The sequence below is a fragment of the Jejuia spongiicola genome, assembly GCF_023502325.1.
Classification (GTDB): Bacteria; Bacteroidota; Bacteroidia; order Flavobacteriales; family Flavobacteriaceae; genus Wocania_A; species Wocania_A spongiicola.
The window spans coordinates 335,196-353,362 of sequence record NZ_JAMFLZ010000003.1 but is presented as its reverse complement, the minus strand read 5'-3'; the positions used below and the strand labels follow the sequence as shown (position 1 = coordinate 353,362).

Here is an 18,167-nt window from a genome sequence, read left to right as displayed (position 1 = left end):
CTGAAAACCAAATGTATGTCTAAAATATCTACTGTAGAATTAGAAGAAAGAAAAGCTGGAAAAGATCTTTATAGCTATCAAAAAGGGGCCATTAATAAGATTTTTACAGCCTTTGAAGAATCTCCAGATGACTATCATTTATTATATCAACTTCCTACTGGTGGCGGAAAAACAGTTATTTTTTCTGAAATAGTAAGACAATACCTAAAGCATCATAAAAAAAAGGTGCTGGTTATGACACATCGTATAGAATTATGTAAGCAAACTTCAAATGTGCTTACAGAATTTAACGTAGTTAATAAAGTAGTAGACAGCAAAGCAGATTTAAGTGACCAAGCAGAATACAGCTGTTTTGTTGCTATGGTTGAAACTTTGAATAATAGACTAAATGATGACAAACTAGATATATCTGACATTGGTTTGGTTATTATTGATGAGGCCCATTATAATTCATTTACAAAACTATTCAAGTTTTTTAGTCAGTCATTTATTTTAGGTGTAACAGCTACGCCTTTAAGTTCGAGTATAGATTTACCAATGACTGATAATTATGATGAATTAATTGTAGGCGAGAGTATAGAATCCTTAATTGAAAACGGCTTTTTATCTCGTGCCAATATGTATTCGTACAATGTAGGATTAACATCTTTGGTTGTTGGTGCCAATGGTGATTATACAGTGAAATCTTCAGAAGACTTATATACTGATAATGATATGCTTTCTAAGTTAATACAAGCATATGAAGAACGATCAAAGGGCAAGAAAACGTTAATATTTAATAACGGAATTAACACTTCGTTACATGTATATGATACCTTTAGAAGAGCTGGTTACCCTATTGCTCATTTAGATAATACCAATACTAAAAAAGAACGCGCATTAATTTTAAAATGGTTTAAAAACACTCCAGATGCTATTTTAACATCTGTAAGTATTTTAACTACAGGTTTTGATGAACCAACAGTTGAAAGTATTATTTTAAACAGAGCTACTAAATCGCTAACATTATACTACCAAATGATTGGTCGTGGTTCGCGTGTATTGAAAAATAAAAAGACTTTTGATGTTATAGATTTAGGAAATAACTTCCATCGATTTGGTGCTTGGGGTGACGATTTAGATTGGCAAAAAATATTTAGATCTCCTTATTACTATTTAGATGCTTTACTAAGTGATGAAGAACTAGAAAGCAATTTTAGATATGAAATGCCAGATGAGCTGCGTGCAGAATTCTCAAAATCTAAAGATGTGTATTTTGATATTCAAAAAACTTATGTAGAGTCTATTAGAGCTGGAGAATCATCTAAAGTAGTTTTAGAGCGTTCCATAGAGCAGCACGCTAAAATATGCATTGAAAACAGCGAAGATGTTTATGATGCTTTGGGTTTAGCAAAAATGCTTGGAGACGATATTGATTTTAGAATTGGTAGATATACTAAATGTATTAGCAAGAGTACTTTTAATTTTGTAGAGTGGCTTAAAGGGGAGTACAGAAAAAAACTAAATTCCTATCTGCGTTCAAATTTTGATGATGTTTTTGAGCAAATTCATGGTTATCCGCCAGAAGATTAGTTTTTGTTATACGATTATACACATATAGAGATTTGATTATAAATTCATTAGCTTGACTTTTATAAAAAAGCAATTTCCTTCAGTTTGTTTAATATATACTATTAAATTATTTATATATTTTAAAGCTTTGTATCTTTATTCTTAAATGCAATTTAAAATGAGATCTTTCCTTTCAGCATACATTGATTTTTCAGATCATGAATATGAGCTACTCATTTCTAAAGCTAAATTAATTGAAGTTAATAAAAACGAACAATTGCTTTTTGCCAATAAAGCGGCAGAAAAGATATTTTTTATTAAAAGTGGAATTCTTCGTAGTTATAGAATAATAGAAGGAGTAGATATTACACATCATTTTTTTTTGGAAAATGGATTTGCAACAGATTACGAAAGTTTCTTAACAAGGAAGCATGGAGATGTATATTTAGAAACGATAACAGATGCTGTATTATATGAATTTAATAGAAGTACTCTCTTTTCATTTTTCGAAGATTTTTCGAAGTTTGAAAAAATCAGGACTGTTATAGCTGAGAATGCATATTTAAAGATGGTAGAGAGGCTTAAAGATTTTCAAACTAAAGATTTAAAAGAGCGATACCTTAATCTTATAGATAAAAACTCAAAATTATTCAATCTAGTTTCTCAAAAGCATATTGCTTCTTATCTTGGAGTTGCTCCACAAAGTCTAAGCAGAATAAAAGAGAGTGTTAAGCAAATTTAATTTCTTAACAAATGTGAATGCAACTTAACATATCAATTACTATTCTTACTAATTAAAAAATAGTAATGCAAAAGTATTTTGTTTCGTTTATAATTTTAACTATTCTATTTGGTTGCAAAAATACTGTACCCAATATAATAGGTAAACCAGTACCAATAAAAAATAAAACAGAGAGAATTTGGAAGCAAGGCTGGATTTCTGTTGAAGAAAATAGAATAAAGGACTCGTCAAATTTAATTGAACTTCCATTTATATTATCGAAGATTCCAGAAATTAAAAAAGATAGTGGTATTCCAATTTTAATTATGTCTGGAGGCCCTGGAAATTCTTCTTTAAGTATGGCCAATGGTATTGTTAGGACCAAATGGGGCAAAAAAAAGGATATTATTGTTTTAGAGCAACGAGGCACAATCCATTCCAAACCATCTCTGATATGTCAGGAAATTGATTCTTTACGTATTTATGGGCTAAAGAAAGGGCTTTACGGTAAGTCATTAGATAGTTTAAAAACCATTGGAATTAGAATGTGTTATGAGCGACTAACAGCTCAAAGTATTGACCTAAATGGCTATAACACTTTGGAAAGCATAGAAGATATTGAAGAACTCCGTAAAGCATTGAAACTTGATAGAATGATTCTTTATGGTATCTCTTACAGTTGTAATTTAATGACGGCTTACGCTCAAACATATCCAAAAAATGTAGAAGCTTTGATTTTAGATTCTCCATTGCCTCATATAGTAAATTATGATGAGGAAGCATTTCGAAATATAGACAGCACTTTAATGAAAATATTAAAGAAATATTCAGGAGATAATAAACTTTACAAAGCATGGACAAATTATATTTCATCTGTAAAGGATTCTGTTTTCAAAGTGACCTATGAATCTAAAGTATATAATTATACTAAAAGTGAACTTATAGATGTAGTGCTTCTCAAAATGAGCTCGCATGAAAGCCTTTCTGAAACAACAACGACAATTAAAAATATTATTAACGGAAAGCACATAGGTATAAAAGATATTATAAGTTATCATTTAGAACCATCAAATCAAGCATTAGGCATGAGGTATTCTTTATGGATTGGAGAAGAGTTATCAGAAGAAACAGAAGAAATTATTTTTAAACAAGAAAAAGAGATTCCTTGGTTACATGGCTACTCAGTGAATGATGTCTCTTTTAAAACTGCTAAAGTATGGAAAGTAAATTCTATTTATAAAAATAGAAAATGGCCTGAGACATATTATAAAGGACCAGTTTTGATACTGTCTGGTCAATTCGACCCATGGACGCCTGAATGGTATGGAAACAAAATGTTTCAATATTTACCAAAAGCTAAGCAAGTAATTTATCCTGAAAAAACACATTTACCAGGTTTTACAAAAACTGGAATTGATGATATCAATAAGTTTATTAATGATATTAAAAAAAACTAAATTATTCGTTTTTATAATATCTATTCAGATTCAAAAAATATAAAAACTTAAAATCAATGAATAAATTTCTATTATTAATATGTATATCACTACTAATAAGTTGTCAAACAAAAAAAGAGCAAAATTCAAGTTCTACTGAAAATAAATCTAATGCGAAGCCTGAGACACGTTGGGTAAAAGACAATGTTATAACTTCAAATGATTTACCAAAAATTGAAATTAAAGTAGATAAAGAATTTGATTTTGTGGATAAATTTGATTTTGAAATAATAGCAAATTCTAATGAATATCCACCAGAAATGCAAGGTAAAGCAATTGCATCGGGCGAAAGATATGTGTTTATTTCTACAGATAAAAAACACCATGTAAACAAACTTTTCATTGTTCAGTTTGAAGGTTTTTTTCCAGATAATGATTTAATTTATAATTACAATTTTGACAACGTGGGCTTTATAGGAGATAATAAATACCGCCATAATACTTGGTACTATGACACAAACGAATTGGTAAAAGAAAACCCAAGTGGGGAATGGGCAAAAACCATATCATTTTTGAACGCTAGAGGTTTTCATTTAGAAGATTACGTTATGATGTCAAGATATGTTGGGTTGGCTAGTGATGATAGAAAAAATGAAATTATTATTTTTTATCATGAAATGCTTGAAAAAACAACTGGATATTCATTGGATGAATGGCAGAGTCATCAAGACTCTCAAAAAAAAACATTAATGGATAGCTTATTTACAGAACGCTCACGGAATTGTTTTGATATTATCAAAGGATAAACCAGTATTTCAATAGCTTTTGGAGCAGAAACACTATTAATACTATGATTATTATAGCATCATAAAAATATGATGTACCTTTACAACATTATTAATAATACAAAATCTGCAGGATAATTTAAACTATGGCAAAATCGCAAGTAACATTTAACAAAATTGAAAAAGAAAAAAAACGCTTAAAGAAAAGAGAAGAAAAGCAAAAAAAGAAAGAAGCTCGAAAAGCAGAAAAAGAAGCTAGTGGAACTTCAGGAATTCAATTTGCTTATGTTGATTTTAATGGAAATTTAACTGATACACCACCAGATCCTGCTATGCGCGAAAAGGTAGAGGCTGAAAGCATTGAATTAGGGATTCCTAAAAAAGAAGATAGAGAAGAGGAAGAGCCTACAGCTAAAGAAGGTAAGGTTTCATTTTTCGATCACTCTAAAGGATTTGGTTTTATTATAGATAGTATAAACCAAGAAAAATATTTTGTTCATGTTAGTGGTTTAATAGATGAAATTACCGAAAATGACAAAGTCACATACGAGTTAGAACGTGGTCAAAAAGGAATGAACGCAGTTAAAGTAAAGAAAATTTAGTGTCTTAAAATCTTCTATATAGTTTTTTAGCACATTATATAGTTTCACATTTTATGAGTTTACCCCGTAAAACCATATTTATTATATTGGCATTTTTTGCAATATATGTTATTTGGGGTTCTACTTATTTACTAAACAAGATAGCAGTATCTCAACTACCTCCATTTTTTCTTGCATCTATAAGGTTTTTGATTGCTAGTATTATAATCTTTTTAATAGCAAAGTCATTAAAGGTTAGCCTTTTAATATCTAAAAGACAACTAATTAATACAACTATTGCGGGGTTTTTATTTTTAACTTTAGGTAATGGGCTTGCTGTTTTAGCTTTAAAATATATTGATAGTGGTTTTGCTGCCCTAGAGATTTCTGCGCAGCCGTTAGTTGTACTTATTATGATGCGTATACTTCATGGTAAACGTATAGCTCTTATGTCTTTTATTGGTGTAGTTTTAGGTTTTATTGGCATTTTTCTTTTGGTAAGCCAGAAAGAAATTATTACTAAAGAGGGGCAAATATTAGGGATGGTTTTAATTTTTGCTTGTATGCTAAGTTGGGCTTATGCAAGTATATTTGTTGGTAAAGCTAATTTGCCATCAAATCATTTTGTAAATACTGGTTACCAAATGCTAACAGGCAGTTTAATGCTAGGTATTACAAGTTTATGTTTAGGAGAAACTTGGTCTTTGCCAAATACATGGCATAGCGATGTGCAATGGTCTATGCTTGGGCTTATTGTTTTTGGAAGCATTATTGCTTTTACGGCTTTTAATTATCTTTTAAAAGAAGTCTCTCCAGAAAAAGTAGCTACATCTACTTATGTTAACCCAATTATTGCATTATTATTGGGCTGGTGGGTTTTAAACGAACAAATTACAACTCAGTCTATAGTAGCAGCAGTAATTTTGTTAACGGGTGTTTATTTTATAAATACTAAACGCACTTTTAAACCAAGAAGTGTCGGGCGTTAAAAATGCGTTTAATTTTATTAGTCTACTTTTATAATTTTAGAATCTGCTTTTAAATTTTTATATACAATTGCTGCATCACCTTTATAACGCAGTGTGCAATCAGCAATTGCATTTATATCGATGGTATTCGTAACAGTTAATCTAGCATTGCAATCTGCAGACATTCTTATTTTTAAATCTTGTACTTCTAATTCATAATCAGAAAGTTTAGCATCTGCAGAAAGATCCGCATACAAATAATTTGCATGCCCGTATAAATCTGCTCTAGCATCTGCAGCAGCAGTTAGTTCTAAGTCACTTACTTCAACTTTACCAGAAAAGTAACTATCTGCAGCTATTCTTATTTTTGCAGTTTCTGTAACTAAAGTATTTTGCAAGTATATATTTGAATCTGCTGCGATACTAAAATTACTGATTGACTTAGTTTTGATGTAAACATTTAGGGTTTCTTGCCCTCTAATATTTATGTTGTTTTTAACTTTAACAATTAGTTTATTACCCTTTTTTGTAGCAATTATATATTTGTGCAAATTAGCATTGGCTTCAACCTCTATAGATTCTTCAGTATCAGAAAATGTTACGTAGGCATTAAAACCGTTTGCTATTTCTATAGCATCATATTCTTTTATATTAACTTTTTTATAGGTTATAGCATCATCCGCATTTACCCTAATGGTATCTATACTACAAGAATTTAGGGTAAACCCCAAAGCTAGTAATAGAACACATAACTTGGTCGATTTCATTTTGATTGATTTTATAAATTATTATTATACTGTTTTGATTAAGAACAGTTTATTGATTCATACTTTCATTTAATTTTTGAATAGGAATCCATTGAAAATTTATTGGATACCATTCGTTATCGTTTTTATTTATTTTAATTGAAACTTGATTTTTTTCCGAAAAAACATATCGTGTCTTTATAGTTTTCATACGTTTAAAAATTTATGTTAGTTTTTTTTATATCGGTTTCTCCCCATATTAAATACTCCTACTTTTATACCTATACCAGCAGAAAACCCGTCGATTCTTGATAAGGAATAGTCTGGCTGAAAATCAACTTTACTAGAAAAACGATATTTAATACCAGCTTCTAGCTGTAAATACCTCGAAATGTTATATAATGCATTTATGCCTGGCTCTACTACAAAAATGGCCTTCCACCTTTCATCATCTAAGTGATCAAAATCGTCGTTATTAATCAGGTTTTCTTCTAGTAAATCAATTCCACCACCACCAATTAGTAAAGGAAATGACAGATTTACTTTGGATTTGCTAAATAAAATGGGCTCTAAATGTAAACCACCATAGGCACCAACTAAGTCTCTATTATTAACAAAAGGTCCTGGTAGGTTTACATCAGAATAAAATCCTACGCCTACAAACCCAACTTCAAATTGTTGATTTGCTACATAGGCTACTTTAAAACTTGTTGAATAGGTATCTACTTTATTAATTTTTCCATAATGAAATGCTAAACCCATATAAACACCATGTACAGTGTTTTTTCTATCGTTAAACTCAATATAATCATCATCAGATTCTTGTGCATTTAAATTGTATACAGCACATAAAAAGAGAGCAATAAAAGCAAGTTTGATTTGATTCATAGTTTTTTGTTTGATGAAGTTACTATATCATAGACAACCAAAAATTATATAGGTTGCATATTCTATTGATTTTTTTTAAATCTATTATTCTTTTAAAGTTATTATACCTTTTTTTCCTGTAAATGTAAATACTCCAAGATTCATTTTGCCATAGGTAGCATTAACTTTTCGTATTCTTTTACCTTTATCTATCATTGTTGTATTAATGTTAGAAAATGTTTTTGGCAAGCGTAATAAACCTTGTTCTAATGTGGCATCAAGTTTAAACTCTAAATCGGATATGTTTAAGTTTATATCTGAAGATTCCTGATTAATTGTTACCACTGCATCGGGTTGATTGACTTTAGATACTCTAAGTTCGGCAACCCTCATAATTAAATCAATATTACTATTTACTTTACTAATTTGTGCGTTAGAAAACATAAGCTCCCCATGTATTACACCAACTTGCTCAATTAAAATCTCATCTTTACTGGAAACTAATTCTAAATCTGCTACGTTGCCAATTTCTATAGTGCTTCCGCTAGTTTTCAGTAATAAATCTTTTGATTCTTCAATGCTAGCATTTCCATTTTTTAAACTAATTGAACCATAGGTAATAGACTTAGCTCTAAGTTTACCAAACTTAATATCAATGTTAGCATTAGTGATTGCTTCATTAATCCAAAGGTCACCATGTTGTAAATTTGCTTTTAATTTCCCTGTCCAATTTTCTAAAATTACGTCTCCAAATTTATTAGTAAGCTCTATCTCTGCATTAATAGGCATATAAATAGTATAATTTATTTCAACATTACTTTTATCCAAATCAAAAGGGTTCACTTTGTTAAAATATCTAGAAAAGAGACTTTTGTTTTTATCTGAAATTTCAGAAGCTATGCTTATAAAGTTTCCTGCCTCTTTAATATCTGTATCTATTCTATCTAAAATATCTTTTGCTTTATCTTTTTTCTTGTTAGTTACCTTTATATTTATAGTTAATTTCATACTGTTTTGTTCCCAGCCATTAACTATTATGTTGCCATATTTATTATTTAAATGTAGCTCTCCAGCATTAGTCATTTCGAATGTTTTTTCAATCTTTTTAGTTAGGGTTTCCTGCGAATACATAGAAAAACCAACCATTAAGAAAACAAGTAACACTATTTTTTTATAACATGTATACATCATCACTTTCCATTTTTTTAGAACTATTAATTTGATTTAATAAATTCTCTATTAATTCAATTCGTTTCTTATAATTAATTACAATAGCTTCCAATACACGCTCGGAGTCTAAGTCTTTTTGCAATTCTTCTTTTAATACTTCGTACTCATCATCTAATTCATCCATAAAAAGTAAAAATGCTTCTTTCTCTTCAAATGATAATTGAGTATTGTTTTTAACAAGCTTTACTTGGTACGCCACTAATGCTTTATAATGCATATCTATATCGCTTAATTCTTGAGATGCAAAGTTGTTTTGCTCACTATTATTATTGAGCCTTGTATTGATTAGTGTGAACACCCCCAAAGCAATAATAATAGTAGCGGCTACTTTAAATACGGGAGTATTCCATAATCTTATAGTTTTTACCTTTTGTTTTGGCGATTCTAATCTAGGTTCAATATTTGCCCAAAGTTTACTTTTATCAGCTTTGTGTACATCAAAAAGGGCTTTGTTATCTCTTATGTTTTTTTCGAAATTATCCATTACAATGTCTTTACAATTTCAATTAATTTTTTCTTAGCTCTGTGATATTGTGATTTAGAAGTTGATGATGAAATATTTAAAATCTCGCCAATTTCTATATGATCATAACCTTCAATTAAATAAAGATTAATAATTTGTTGGTAACCTGCTGGCAATAAACGTATACCTTTAATAACTTTTTTTATTTCCATTTGAGGCGCTTCTTCTTCATTTTCTTCTGCTTTTATACGATACATTTGATCTTCAATAGGAGTTGCTAGTATTTTTCGTTTTTTTAAGTGATTAATGCTTTTGTTTATTATGATTCTTTTTAACCAAGACCCAAATGTGCTTTCGTATTTAAAAGAATCTAGCTTATTAAAGGCTTCAACAAAACTATCTTGTACAATATCTTCGGCATCTTCTTTTATTCGAACCATTCTCAGACTTACATTGTACATAGCATCAACATATAGCTCATAAAGCTTATACTGCGAATTTCTATCTCCTAACTTGCTTTGCTCTACAAGTTCTTTGTGAGTATATAATATGTTGGTTTCCAATTGGGTTTTAGTGGCTCAAATTCGTTCTAAAAATACCTCTATTTTTTAAGCTATTATTATAGACAATACAAAAATTAAAAGGTTGCATTTATAATTAAAATATATTTACATGTTTTTTATAAAGTTTTGACAACTCTATGGTTATTTGTAGTTTTGACAACTATTAAAATAGACTTCCTCTAGAATCAAATTTATGAAAGTACCAAATAGTATAAATGTATACAGAAGAAAGATTATGCATTTTATTACCAAAAATATTGGTAGTTCTCAAACTGAACCAGAATTTGATGCGAATACAAAAATTGAAATAAATAAAGTATTGATAATAAGGCCTAATCACAGATTAGGTAATCAGCTACTATTAACACCAATAGTTCAAGAAGTTATTGATACATTCCCAAATTGTAAAGTCGATTTATTTGTAAAAGGAGGTGTAGCATATCCAGTTTTTGAAAATTTTAAAGAAATAGATAATATTTTTCAGCTGCCTAAAAAACCATTCAATCACTTATTTAAGTACGTTAAATGTTGGATCTCGATAAAAAGAAAGCATTATGATTTGGTTATAAATGGTGATAAAAACTCATCATCTGGACGATTACTTACACAAATCTCAAATGCTAACTACAAAGTTTTTGGAGATGTTAATGAATCCATTCAACTAAAATATGGAGATTATGAACATATTGCTAAATACCCTGTTTATAATCTACGCTATTATTTAACTAAAATAGGTTATAAAGAGAATGATACTGATGTTCCGGTTTTAAATATTAAGCTGAATGATTCTGAAGTTTTACAAGGAAAAAAAATATTAAAGGATATTGTTAAAAATGATAAAAAAACCATTTGCATTTATACTAATGCAACTGGAAACAAATGTTATTCTGAAGAATGGTGGAATACGTTTTATTTGAGATTAAAAAATGAATATGAGAATAAGTTTAATATCATTGAAATGTTACCTATTGAAAACATTTCAAAAATAAACTTTAAAGCAACACATTTTTATAGTAAAGATATTCGCGAAATGGGAGCAATTATAAGAAATGCGTCAGTATTTATTGCTGCCGACAATGGTGTTATGCACCTTGCCAGCGCTTCACTAACACCAACAATTGGTTTCTTTTCTGTTACTAATGAAAATATTTATGCACCTTACGGAAATAAAAGTATAGCTTTAAATACTAACGAAAGCAATATTGATGATTGGTTTGTGTCCATACAAAATATTCTTAACTAGTAAGATAAGTTTTGTAAAGTAAACGGTGTTATTTTTCTAAAAAGTATATTCTAAAATTAGCTTTTGACCAACTCTTATTGGAGTTGTTCTTTTTATATAATTGCTTTTACAAATTGAAGCTATAGATAAATTGTTTTTTGATGAAATTTCAGAAAGTGTATCACCACGCCTTACTATATATATCTGTTTGCGCTTTTCTAAGCTAGCAATGGCTTCTTCTTTTGTACTTAAAACAGTTATTTTTGTTTGCCTTTTTGAGCTGTGTAATCCAGGTTGTACCCAGTTATTAGTTACCCATATATTTTTAGAACGCACCAAGTTGTTTTTACCAAAATCAAATAAATACTCTGGATTAATGGAGACTCCTTTATAGTTTATAACTAGATGCAAATGACTTCCTCTTGCATTTCCAGACACACCGCCTTTACCAAGGAGTTGTCCCTCTGTTACAGTATCATTTGCCTTAACCGAATATTTAGATAAATGAGCATATACAGTTTCTAACCCATTATAATGTCTTACTATTACTGTTCTTCCATGCCCTGAATTGTATTTCGCAAAACGAACTATACCATCAAACATAGCTACAACACTATCACCTGTTACAAGATCAATATCAATTCCCCTATGTGCTCTTCCTCTTCTCCAACCATACCGAGATGTAATTACTTTTTTAAAAGCAATTGGTGAGGTGTAATTACTATCTGTAAATTTAATTTCTATCGGAAAATTAATTTTTACTTTCTTATACGGATTATAAACATTAGTATTCCAATATTCTTTTTTAATATCAATTATTGGCTTGACGTTTATTGAATCTTCAATACTATCAACTGTTTTACTATGTGGAAAATTTGATAGATCTAATAAGTTTGGTGAATTTGGTTTATTTTGACCAAAGCTAGAAAAGGTTAGTATTAACAGGGCTAGGGTTGTTAATAATTTCATACTTATAAAATTTCAATAATGCAAAACAGTAGATTGCATCATGAACAATGTTAGGGTTAATTTTTCGACTTACGAATTTAAATTAAAATAACGTAAAATATGTTAATGTATTGTTAGATTTTTTATTTTACTTATTTTCTATGATTTAAAAAACAATGTTCTTTCATCGATGTTTTTTACCAACTAAATCATTTCATCGTTAAATTTTGGAGTTAATAAGGTTTTTAGTTTTTTATAAAGCTAATGGTTTAATTTTAAGCAAATTATAAATTTCAGCCCCATGAAAAATCTAATTACTCTTTTTTGCTTAGTTTGTTTTATATCAACTTTTCAAACTATCAATGCTCAAGAAGCTTCAGATAAAATTCCTACAAATTATAAGAAACGTAGCCCTATTTACGATTACTCGGAAAAACAATTAAATAGTGTTGATACAATTCCAGATTTTGCATCTAGATCTAATAAACTTAAAATTACTGGAACCATTTATGAAAATGATGGTGTAACTCCTGCAAAAAATGTACTTCTATTTATAAATCAGGCAGATGAGGATGGTAATTTTGAATTGAAAAGGCATAACAAAAAACGCTATGTAAAACATAGGGGATGGGTGAGAACCGATGCTGATGGACGTTATACGTTCTATACTTTCGTTCCAGGAAAATACATATTTGGTAATGAGTTGACTCAAATTCACCCAATTATTAAAGAACCTAGCAAACCTGAATACAAAATTGAATCTTTTGTTTTTGATAACGATCCTTTATTAACCAAATCTTGTCGTACAAAGATAGAAGAAACAAATCCTAACAGAATTCTTAAACTTGATAAAAAAGAAGGTTTGTTTGTAGCAAAAAGAGATATTATTTTAGGTAAAGAATTAGAGATATATAAATAGATATCTTTTCCTTACTCTATAATTTCTCCCTTTTCATCAGCTACAGTTTTCCCCCATTGGGCAATGGCAGTTAAAACGGGTACTAAACTTTCTCCAAAAGGTGTTAAAGCATAATCTACTTTTAAAGGCGGTTTTTTGGTATAAACCTTTCTTTTTATCAACCCATCTTTTTCTAATTGTTTTAATTGTAGACTTAAGGTTCTTTCCGTAATTGTTGATATTAATTTGTAAAGCTCATTATAGCGCTTTTTACCATCAATCAGATAAATTAAAATAACACTTTTCCATTTACCACCTATAAGTTCCATAGCAATACTTGTGGTGCATGAAAACAGTTTGTCGTTATATTTTATAAGCCGTTTTTTAAGCTCTATTTCCATTTTGTTTTTTTGTATTGCAAAGCTACAACACTATAATTAATTATACAACTATACTTTTTATAGTTTATTTTTTTTATTATATATGATTGATAATCAATTATATGAAAAATATATTATAAAATAATGTAGACTATCATTTTTGACCGTTATTGTGAGAAACATAAACTATATATACTTTTGTCACTATACTTTTGATAGTATAATTGTATAATGAATAAAAACTAATATTAAAGTAAAATGAATACACCAAACATTTCAAAAGAAGAGATTCTAAACGCATTTCAATACAGACATGCTACCAAAGAATTTGATGATACTAAAAAGGTATCAGATAAAGACATTAATTTTATTATGAAAACAGCAAATTTATCACCAAGCTCTTTTGGTTTTGAACCTTGGCATTTTGTGGTAGTTCAAGATAAAGAATTGAGAGAGTTATTAAAGCCAGTTGCTTGGGGAGCTCCTTTAAAGTTAGATACAGCAAGCCATTTTATATTGGGGTTAAGCATGAAAACACCTATGACAAAATGGGATTCTGAATATATAATGCATATAATGAAAGATGTAAAACAATTGCCAAAAGATGCTATAGAAATATATTCAAAATTTTATCGAGAATTTCAAGAAAGTGATTTTAATTTAGATACTGATAAAAAACTATTCGATTGGGCATCAAAACAGACTTATATTGCATTAGCAAACATGATGACTTCTGCTGCATTGATAGGCATTGATAGCTGCCCTATTGAAGGTTTTCATGAAGAAAAAACAGAATCCTTATTAAAGGAACGGTTCGGGATTGATACAGATAAATATGGCTTATCATATATGGTAGCTTTCGGATATAGAAAAGCAGAACCGCCACATGCTAAATCTAGACGAAAATTTGATGAGATTGTTACTTGGAAATAGATATATCGTTATTTTAAAAATTATGTACAAACTACTCTTAATTATGTAATGATTATTTATCTGAGGTTTTAACTATAATAAGGATATATATTTTATATTTGTCATGTTATCTAATTACATGACAAATATAAAATGGAATCATTTTTAGACAATTCTGCTGGGTATTTAATCAACATGACGGCGTTATTATTAAAGAGGGAATTTAGTTCAGCTATAAAGAATAATAAAATAGATGTAACACCTGAACAATGGGCAATTCTTAACAGATTAAATGAAAATTCTAATTTGACACAAAAAGAAGTAGCAAAATTAACTTTTAAAGACAACGCAAATATTACAAGGATGGTTGATAAACTTGAAAAAAAGGGGCTAGTTATTAGGCAGTCAGATTCTAATGACCGTCGCAGCTGGAATCTGTCTATAACAAAAAAAGGAATTGAAATACGTGATTTAGTAGAGCCTCTTGCAATAAATATTTTAAATAATATATCTAAAGGTATTAGTAAAAAGGAAATGGATTCATACAATAAAATATCAAAAAAAATAATTAATAATCTAATTGAATAATTTTTTATTTATATGTTTGTTATGACAAATATTGTTACAACAAATTAATATAATACCTTTTGTAAAAAAGGATATATCATCATTCAAATTGTATTCAGTAGATGTGTTTTGGTTAGGAGATGATAATAAATAATTTATAGTATCATGTTTAAAGTTGAAATAAAAAATGATTTAACTCAAAAATATAGCAAGGGAAACATTGCTATACATTGGTTTACTGCAATTCTGATTTTAACTTTATTTCCTTTAGGAAAATATATGAGTGAACTTTCTGTGTCAGAAAAAATGGGATTTATAAAACTTCATGCCATATTGGGGATCATTGTTTTTTTATTAACGATAGTTCGAAGCTATATATATTTTAAATCTAAACGACCAGAAGATTTGAAAACAGGATCTAAATTCAATGATAAATTTGCTGTTTGGATTCATAATACTTTTTACTTTTTATTGATAGGGATTTCAATCGCTGGATTAACAACAATGATTTTTGGTGGTTATGTTGATGCATTAAAATCTGGAACTTCTGATCTTATATTATCAAAAGAGAACATTATGCCTCTTAAAGCTCATGGATTATTAGCCAATTTTATGATGATATTATTAGTCTTACATATTTTGGGTGTGATAAAACATTATGCATTAACAAAAGAAAATACTTTAAAAAGAATGTCTTAAAAATTTAACAATGAATACAATAAGAATTTCAAAACTAGCTTTTATAACATTTATAATAATCAATATTATTTCTTGTAATAATAAAGAAGAAAATGAAAAAAAATCAAATATGAAAACTAACAAAACAGAGCACATTACTCTTATAAATCCATTCGAAGTACCAGAAGGTAAATTAGAAGAATCAATAATTTATTGGGAAGCTTGTAGAGATTTTCTTAAAAAAGAACCTGGTTATATTTCTACCAAATTACACAAATCAATAAAGGAAGGTTCAAAATTTGAATTAATAAATGTAGCTGTTTGGGAAAGCCCAAAAGCATTTACAGAAGCAAGTCAAAAAATGTCAAAAGAACTTGGGGTTCCACCTACAGAAGGACTTAAAGCAAATCCGTCACTTTATACTGTAATTAGTGAATAAATAAATGAAAAAAATAGCTTTAATAATTCAAGTTGTAAGTATTATATGCCTTGGTACTTTTACTGGTGCTATGATTATGTTGTACACAGCTATACTTTCTTTTTGGAAAAAAGCTGAACCTTTAGATTTTCTAGATTGGTATGTTGAATATGCATCAGGAATAATGGGCGCTACTGGACCACTTGTAATGTCAAGCCTTATTTTGCCTCTTGTTTGCTTTTTCTTGGTGATTAGAATTAAACAGAGTAGGATCTATTGGGCTATATCATTTTTATTAAGTGTTATTATAATGGCTATTACTCTAAGCTATTTTGTAGATGTCAACACCTCTTTTGCCAATCAATCCATCGAGTTGAATCATGTCAAGGAAACCTTGGATACTTGGGGAGCAAATCACCTTATTAGAATATTATTAGCGTTTACTTCAGCAACTTTTGCAGGATTTGGCTTAGTAAAATATTTATCTAAAAACTGAATAAACTAACAATATAAACAGATGAAAAAACTAGGAGACCTAATTTTAGTAGGAACATGTCTAATTTTGGCAGGTATAACAATAATTATAGCAGAAAGTGTAGGCGTTAATAAAGCAAAAATATTTGTTCCTATATTATTTTTTATATCTGGAATTTATACTTTAAAGCATTCTAGATCAAATAAAGATATAGAAATTACCTCAAAGTTTGAATTTTTAAAAGGGGTAGGGTTAATAATTTTTGCTACGGTAATTTTTTTTTCAGATAGTTTAATAAACTTTTTAATGTACGTTGCATACTTTATTTTAATGTACGGTTTACTTGAAATTATATTCCCTTTTACAGTACTTAATTCAAAAAATAAGATTACTAGAAAAACCCTCGTCTTTAGAATTGTAGCAGGTTTTGCAGTGTCGATTGGCGCAATAATTTTACTGGTTACGACATACTCAAGCGAATATAAAGGTTTAATGATAGCTGGTTTTTTAACAATATTAATCGGTATCTCTAACATTATTTATGCTACAAGGCTAAAGAGTCAGACTGCCAATTAAAGAGTTCTTAAAGACTAATAAATGCATACAAGTAAATTGTTAAGATTCACACAAATTGCAATTACTCTATCCTTAATAATTGTTGGTTTAATGTATGGTAAAAGTATTCTTTTACCATTAATTTTCGCTCTTATATTTTGGGTGTTAATTCGAAAACTTAAATCTACAGTAAATAAAGTTTCTTTTTTTCGTAAGTATATGCCTAATTGGATAAAAAATCTCACAATCTCATTTGTACTTATTGGTACTCTATATTTTATAAGTTCTATTATTTCGTCAAATATTGAGACTATTGTTAGTGAATATGATACTTACGAAAAAAACTTTAAAATAATAATTGCTTCAATTAATGATTACCTAAAAATAGATATAAAAAACAGCGTTATTGGAGAAAAAGATATCAGTGCTATAATTGCTAGTTTAGTTGAAACTGTAGCTTCGTCTCTCTCCAATATGATTAGCAATATTTTTATGATTCTTTTGTATATACTATTTATATTTTTAGAGGAAAATAATTTCAATGAAAAATTAAAATTAATTTTTGCCACAGACAAGAAATACCAAAACGTTTCTTCAATGCTAATAGAATTAGAAAGCTCAGTTTCTAACTATTTGGGTATAAAAACTTTTGTGAGCCTAATTACAGCAACTCTAAGTGCAATTGCACTGATATTAATTGGTGTTGATGCACCAGTATTTTGGGCATTAATTATTTTTATATTGAATTATATACCTACTATTGGCTCTTTAATTGGCACACTATTTCCAACCATTTTTTGCTTATTTCAATTTGTTGAAATTACACCTTTTGCTTTAACACTTGTTGTTGTAGGCTGCATACAATTAATAATAGGAAATGTATTAGAGCCAAAACTAGTTGGGAGTTCTATGAATATTAGTGCTTTAGTAGCAATTATAGCCCTCTCTCTTTGGGGAATGATTTGGGGTATAACAGGGATGATTCTTAGTGTACCAATAACAGTCATAATGGTTATAGTCTTTTCAAAATTTGAGCAAACAAAATCTCTCGCAATTTTATTATCAGATAAAGGTAAAGTTTAATCAAGTAGAGCTTTTATTCAAATCCAAAACGTATTCAATTGTTCAAAACCATTATAAAATATATAATCCATTTAAATTTTGTAATAGCTACTTCAGCAGGACTACTTATTGCAGGAATCT

At 28.8% G+C, this 18,167-nt stretch carries 23 protein-coding genes; 15 read left to right on the top strand and 8 right to left on the bottom strand.

The window, feature by feature from the left end:
• The first annotated feature begins 15 nt into the window (after positions 1 to 15).
• The 6 genes from M3P09_RS08865 to M3P09_RS08840 all read left to right on the top strand — a co-directional run bounded on the left by M3P09_RS08865 (position 16) and on the right by M3P09_RS08840 (position 6,063).
• Positions 16 to 1,572 carry a DEAD/DEAH box helicase gene (locus M3P09_RS08865; RefSeq protein WP_099565954.1) on the top strand — a complete coding sequence of 519 codons (1,557 nt, stop codon included), beginning with the start codon at positions 16 to 18 and terminating at the stop codon, positions 1,570 to 1,572.
• A gap of 157 nt (positions 1,573 to 1,729) precedes the next feature.
• Complete coding sequence (locus tag M3P09_RS08860; RefSeq protein ID WP_249972849.1) at positions 1,730 to 2,293, top strand: Crp/Fnr family transcriptional regulator; 564 nt, start codon at positions 1,730 to 1,732, stop codon at positions 2,291 to 2,293.
• A 65-nt stretch (positions 2,294 to 2,358) separates the two neighbouring features.
• A complete protein-coding gene (locus tag M3P09_RS08855) occupies positions 2,359 to 3,729 on the top strand; it encodes an alpha/beta fold hydrolase (RefSeq protein WP_249972848.1) in 1,371 nt (456 codons plus the stop codon).
• Between the two features lie 56 nt (positions 3,730 to 3,785).
• Positions 3,786 to 4,514 carry a hypothetical protein gene (locus M3P09_RS08850; protein ID WP_249972847.1) on the top strand — a complete coding sequence of 243 codons (729 nt, stop codon included), beginning with the start codon at positions 3,786 to 3,788 and terminating at the stop codon, positions 4,512 to 4,514.
• 125 nt (positions 4,515 to 4,639) lie between these two features.
• Positions 4,640 to 5,095, top strand: a complete 456-nt coding sequence (locus M3P09_RS08845; protein WP_099565950.1) for a cold-shock protein — start codon at positions 4,640 to 4,642, stop codon at positions 5,093 to 5,095.
• A 53-nt stretch (positions 5,096 to 5,148) separates the two neighbouring features.
• Entirely contained in the window at positions 5,149 to 6,063 is a 915-nt protein-coding gene (locus tag M3P09_RS08840) for an EamA family transporter (protein ID WP_249972846.1), read from the top strand.
• Positions 6,064 to 6,080: 17 nt separating this feature from the next.
• Here M3P09_RS08840 and M3P09_RS08835 read toward each other — a convergent pair whose 3' ends face one another.
• The 6 genes from M3P09_RS08835 to M3P09_RS08810 all read right to left on the bottom strand — a co-directional run bounded on the left by M3P09_RS08835 (position 6,081) and on the right by M3P09_RS08810 (position 9,911).
• Positions 6,081 to 6,809 carry a GIN domain-containing protein gene (locus M3P09_RS08835; RefSeq protein WP_249972845.1) on the bottom strand — a complete coding sequence of 243 codons (729 nt, stop codon included), beginning with the start codon at positions 6,807 to 6,809 and terminating at the stop codon, positions 6,081 to 6,083.
• 49 nt (positions 6,810 to 6,858) lie between these two features.
• Positions 6,859 to 6,999, bottom strand: a complete 141-nt coding sequence (locus tag M3P09_RS08830; protein WP_158231485.1) for a hypothetical protein — start codon at positions 6,997 to 6,999, stop codon at positions 6,859 to 6,861.
• Between the two features lie 17 nt (positions 7,000 to 7,016).
• Positions 7,017 to 7,676 carry a hypothetical protein gene (locus M3P09_RS08825; RefSeq protein ID WP_099565947.1) on the bottom strand — a complete coding sequence of 220 codons (660 nt, stop codon included), beginning with the start codon at positions 7,674 to 7,676 and terminating at the stop codon, positions 7,017 to 7,019.
• Between the two features lie 84 nt (positions 7,677 to 7,760).
• Positions 7,761 to 8,846 (bottom strand): hypothetical protein, encoded by a 1,086-nt coding sequence (locus tag M3P09_RS08820; RefSeq protein ID WP_249972844.1) that lies wholly within the window; start codon positions 8,844 to 8,846, stop codon positions 7,761 to 7,763.
• Complete coding sequence (locus M3P09_RS08815; protein ID WP_099565945.1) at positions 8,827 to 9,369, bottom strand: hypothetical protein; 543 nt, start codon at positions 9,367 to 9,369, stop codon at positions 8,827 to 8,829. The genes M3P09_RS08820 and M3P09_RS08815 overlap by 20 nt, the downstream gene beginning before the upstream one ends.
• Complete coding sequence (locus tag M3P09_RS08810; RefSeq protein ID WP_233192498.1) at positions 9,369 to 9,911, bottom strand: RNA polymerase sigma factor; 543 nt, start codon at positions 9,909 to 9,911, stop codon at positions 9,369 to 9,371. The genes M3P09_RS08815 and M3P09_RS08810 overlap by 1 nt, the downstream gene beginning before the upstream one ends.
• Positions 9,912 to 10,104: 193 nt before the next feature.
• Here M3P09_RS08810 and M3P09_RS08805 point away from each other — a divergent pair, with 193 nt between their 5' ends.
• The gene (locus tag M3P09_RS08805) at positions 10,105 to 11,154 is read left to right on the top strand and encodes a glycosyltransferase family 9 protein (protein WP_249972843.1); all 1,050 of its coding nucleotides are present in this window, start codon (positions 10,105 to 10,107) and stop codon (positions 11,152 to 11,154) included.
• Between the two features lie 36 nt (positions 11,155 to 11,190).
• Here the strand turns inward: M3P09_RS08805 and M3P09_RS08800 are convergent, their stop codons facing one another.
• Positions 11,191 to 12,102: a M23 family metallopeptidase gene (locus tag M3P09_RS08800; RefSeq protein WP_249972842.1), complete on the bottom strand. Its 912-nt coding sequence runs from the start codon at positions 12,100 to 12,102 to the stop codon at positions 11,191 to 11,193.
• A 280-nt stretch (positions 12,103 to 12,382) separates the two neighbouring features.
• On the opposite strand from M3P09_RS08800, the gene M3P09_RS08795 reads away from it, so the two are divergent.
• Positions 12,383 to 13,000 carry a peptidase associated/transthyretin-like domain-containing protein gene (locus M3P09_RS08795; protein WP_249972841.1) on the top strand — a complete coding sequence of 206 codons (618 nt, stop codon included), beginning with the start codon at positions 12,383 to 12,385 and terminating at the stop codon, positions 12,998 to 13,000.
• 11 nt (positions 13,001 to 13,011) lie between these two features.
• Here M3P09_RS08795 and M3P09_RS08790 read toward each other — a convergent pair whose 3' ends face one another.
• The gene (locus M3P09_RS08790; protein WP_249972840.1) at positions 13,012 to 13,380 is read right to left on the bottom strand and encodes a winged helix-turn-helix transcriptional regulator; all 369 of its coding nucleotides are present in this window, start codon (positions 13,378 to 13,380) and stop codon (positions 13,012 to 13,014) included.
• Between the two features lie 237 nt (positions 13,381 to 13,617).
• Between M3P09_RS08790 and M3P09_RS08785 the strand changes: the two genes are divergently transcribed.
• The 7 genes from M3P09_RS08785 (at position 13,618) to M3P09_RS08755 (ending at position 18,047) form a co-directional block, all read left to right on the top strand.
• Entirely contained in the window at positions 13,618 to 14,292 is a 675-nt protein-coding gene (locus tag M3P09_RS08785; protein ID WP_249972839.1) for an NAD(P)H-dependent oxidoreductase, read from the top strand.
• A gap of 132 nt (positions 14,293 to 14,424) precedes the next feature.
• Positions 14,425 to 14,859, top strand: coding sequence for a MarR family winged helix-turn-helix transcriptional regulator (locus M3P09_RS08780; RefSeq protein WP_099565939.1), 435 nt, complete (start codon positions 14,425 to 14,427; stop codon positions 14,857 to 14,859).
• Positions 14,860 to 15,003: 144 nt separating this feature from the next.
• A complete protein-coding gene (locus M3P09_RS08775) occupies positions 15,004 to 15,537 on the top strand; it encodes a cytochrome b (protein WP_249972838.1) in 534 nt (177 codons plus the stop codon).
• Positions 15,538 to 15,547: 10 nt separating this feature from the next.
• Positions 15,548 to 15,955, top strand: coding sequence for an antibiotic biosynthesis monooxygenase family protein (locus M3P09_RS08770; RefSeq protein WP_199099760.1), 408 nt, complete (start codon positions 15,548 to 15,550; stop codon positions 15,953 to 15,955).
• A gap of 4 nt (positions 15,956 to 15,959) precedes the next feature.
• On the top strand, positions 15,960 to 16,430 hold the full coding sequence (locus M3P09_RS08765) for an anthrone oxygenase family protein (protein WP_249972837.1): 471 nt from the start codon (positions 15,960 to 15,962) through the stop codon (positions 16,428 to 16,430).
• 21 nt (positions 16,431 to 16,451) lie between these two features.
• Entirely contained in the window at positions 16,452 to 16,985 is a 534-nt protein-coding gene (locus M3P09_RS08760; RefSeq protein ID WP_249972836.1) for a hypothetical protein, read from the top strand.
• Positions 16,986 to 17,006: 21 nt separating this feature from the next.
• Positions 17,007 to 18,047: an AI-2E family transporter gene (locus M3P09_RS08755; RefSeq protein ID WP_249972835.1), complete on the top strand. Its 1,041-nt coding sequence runs from the start codon at positions 17,007 to 17,009 to the stop codon at positions 18,045 to 18,047.
• Positions 18,048 to 18,167: the final 120 nt, after the last annotated feature.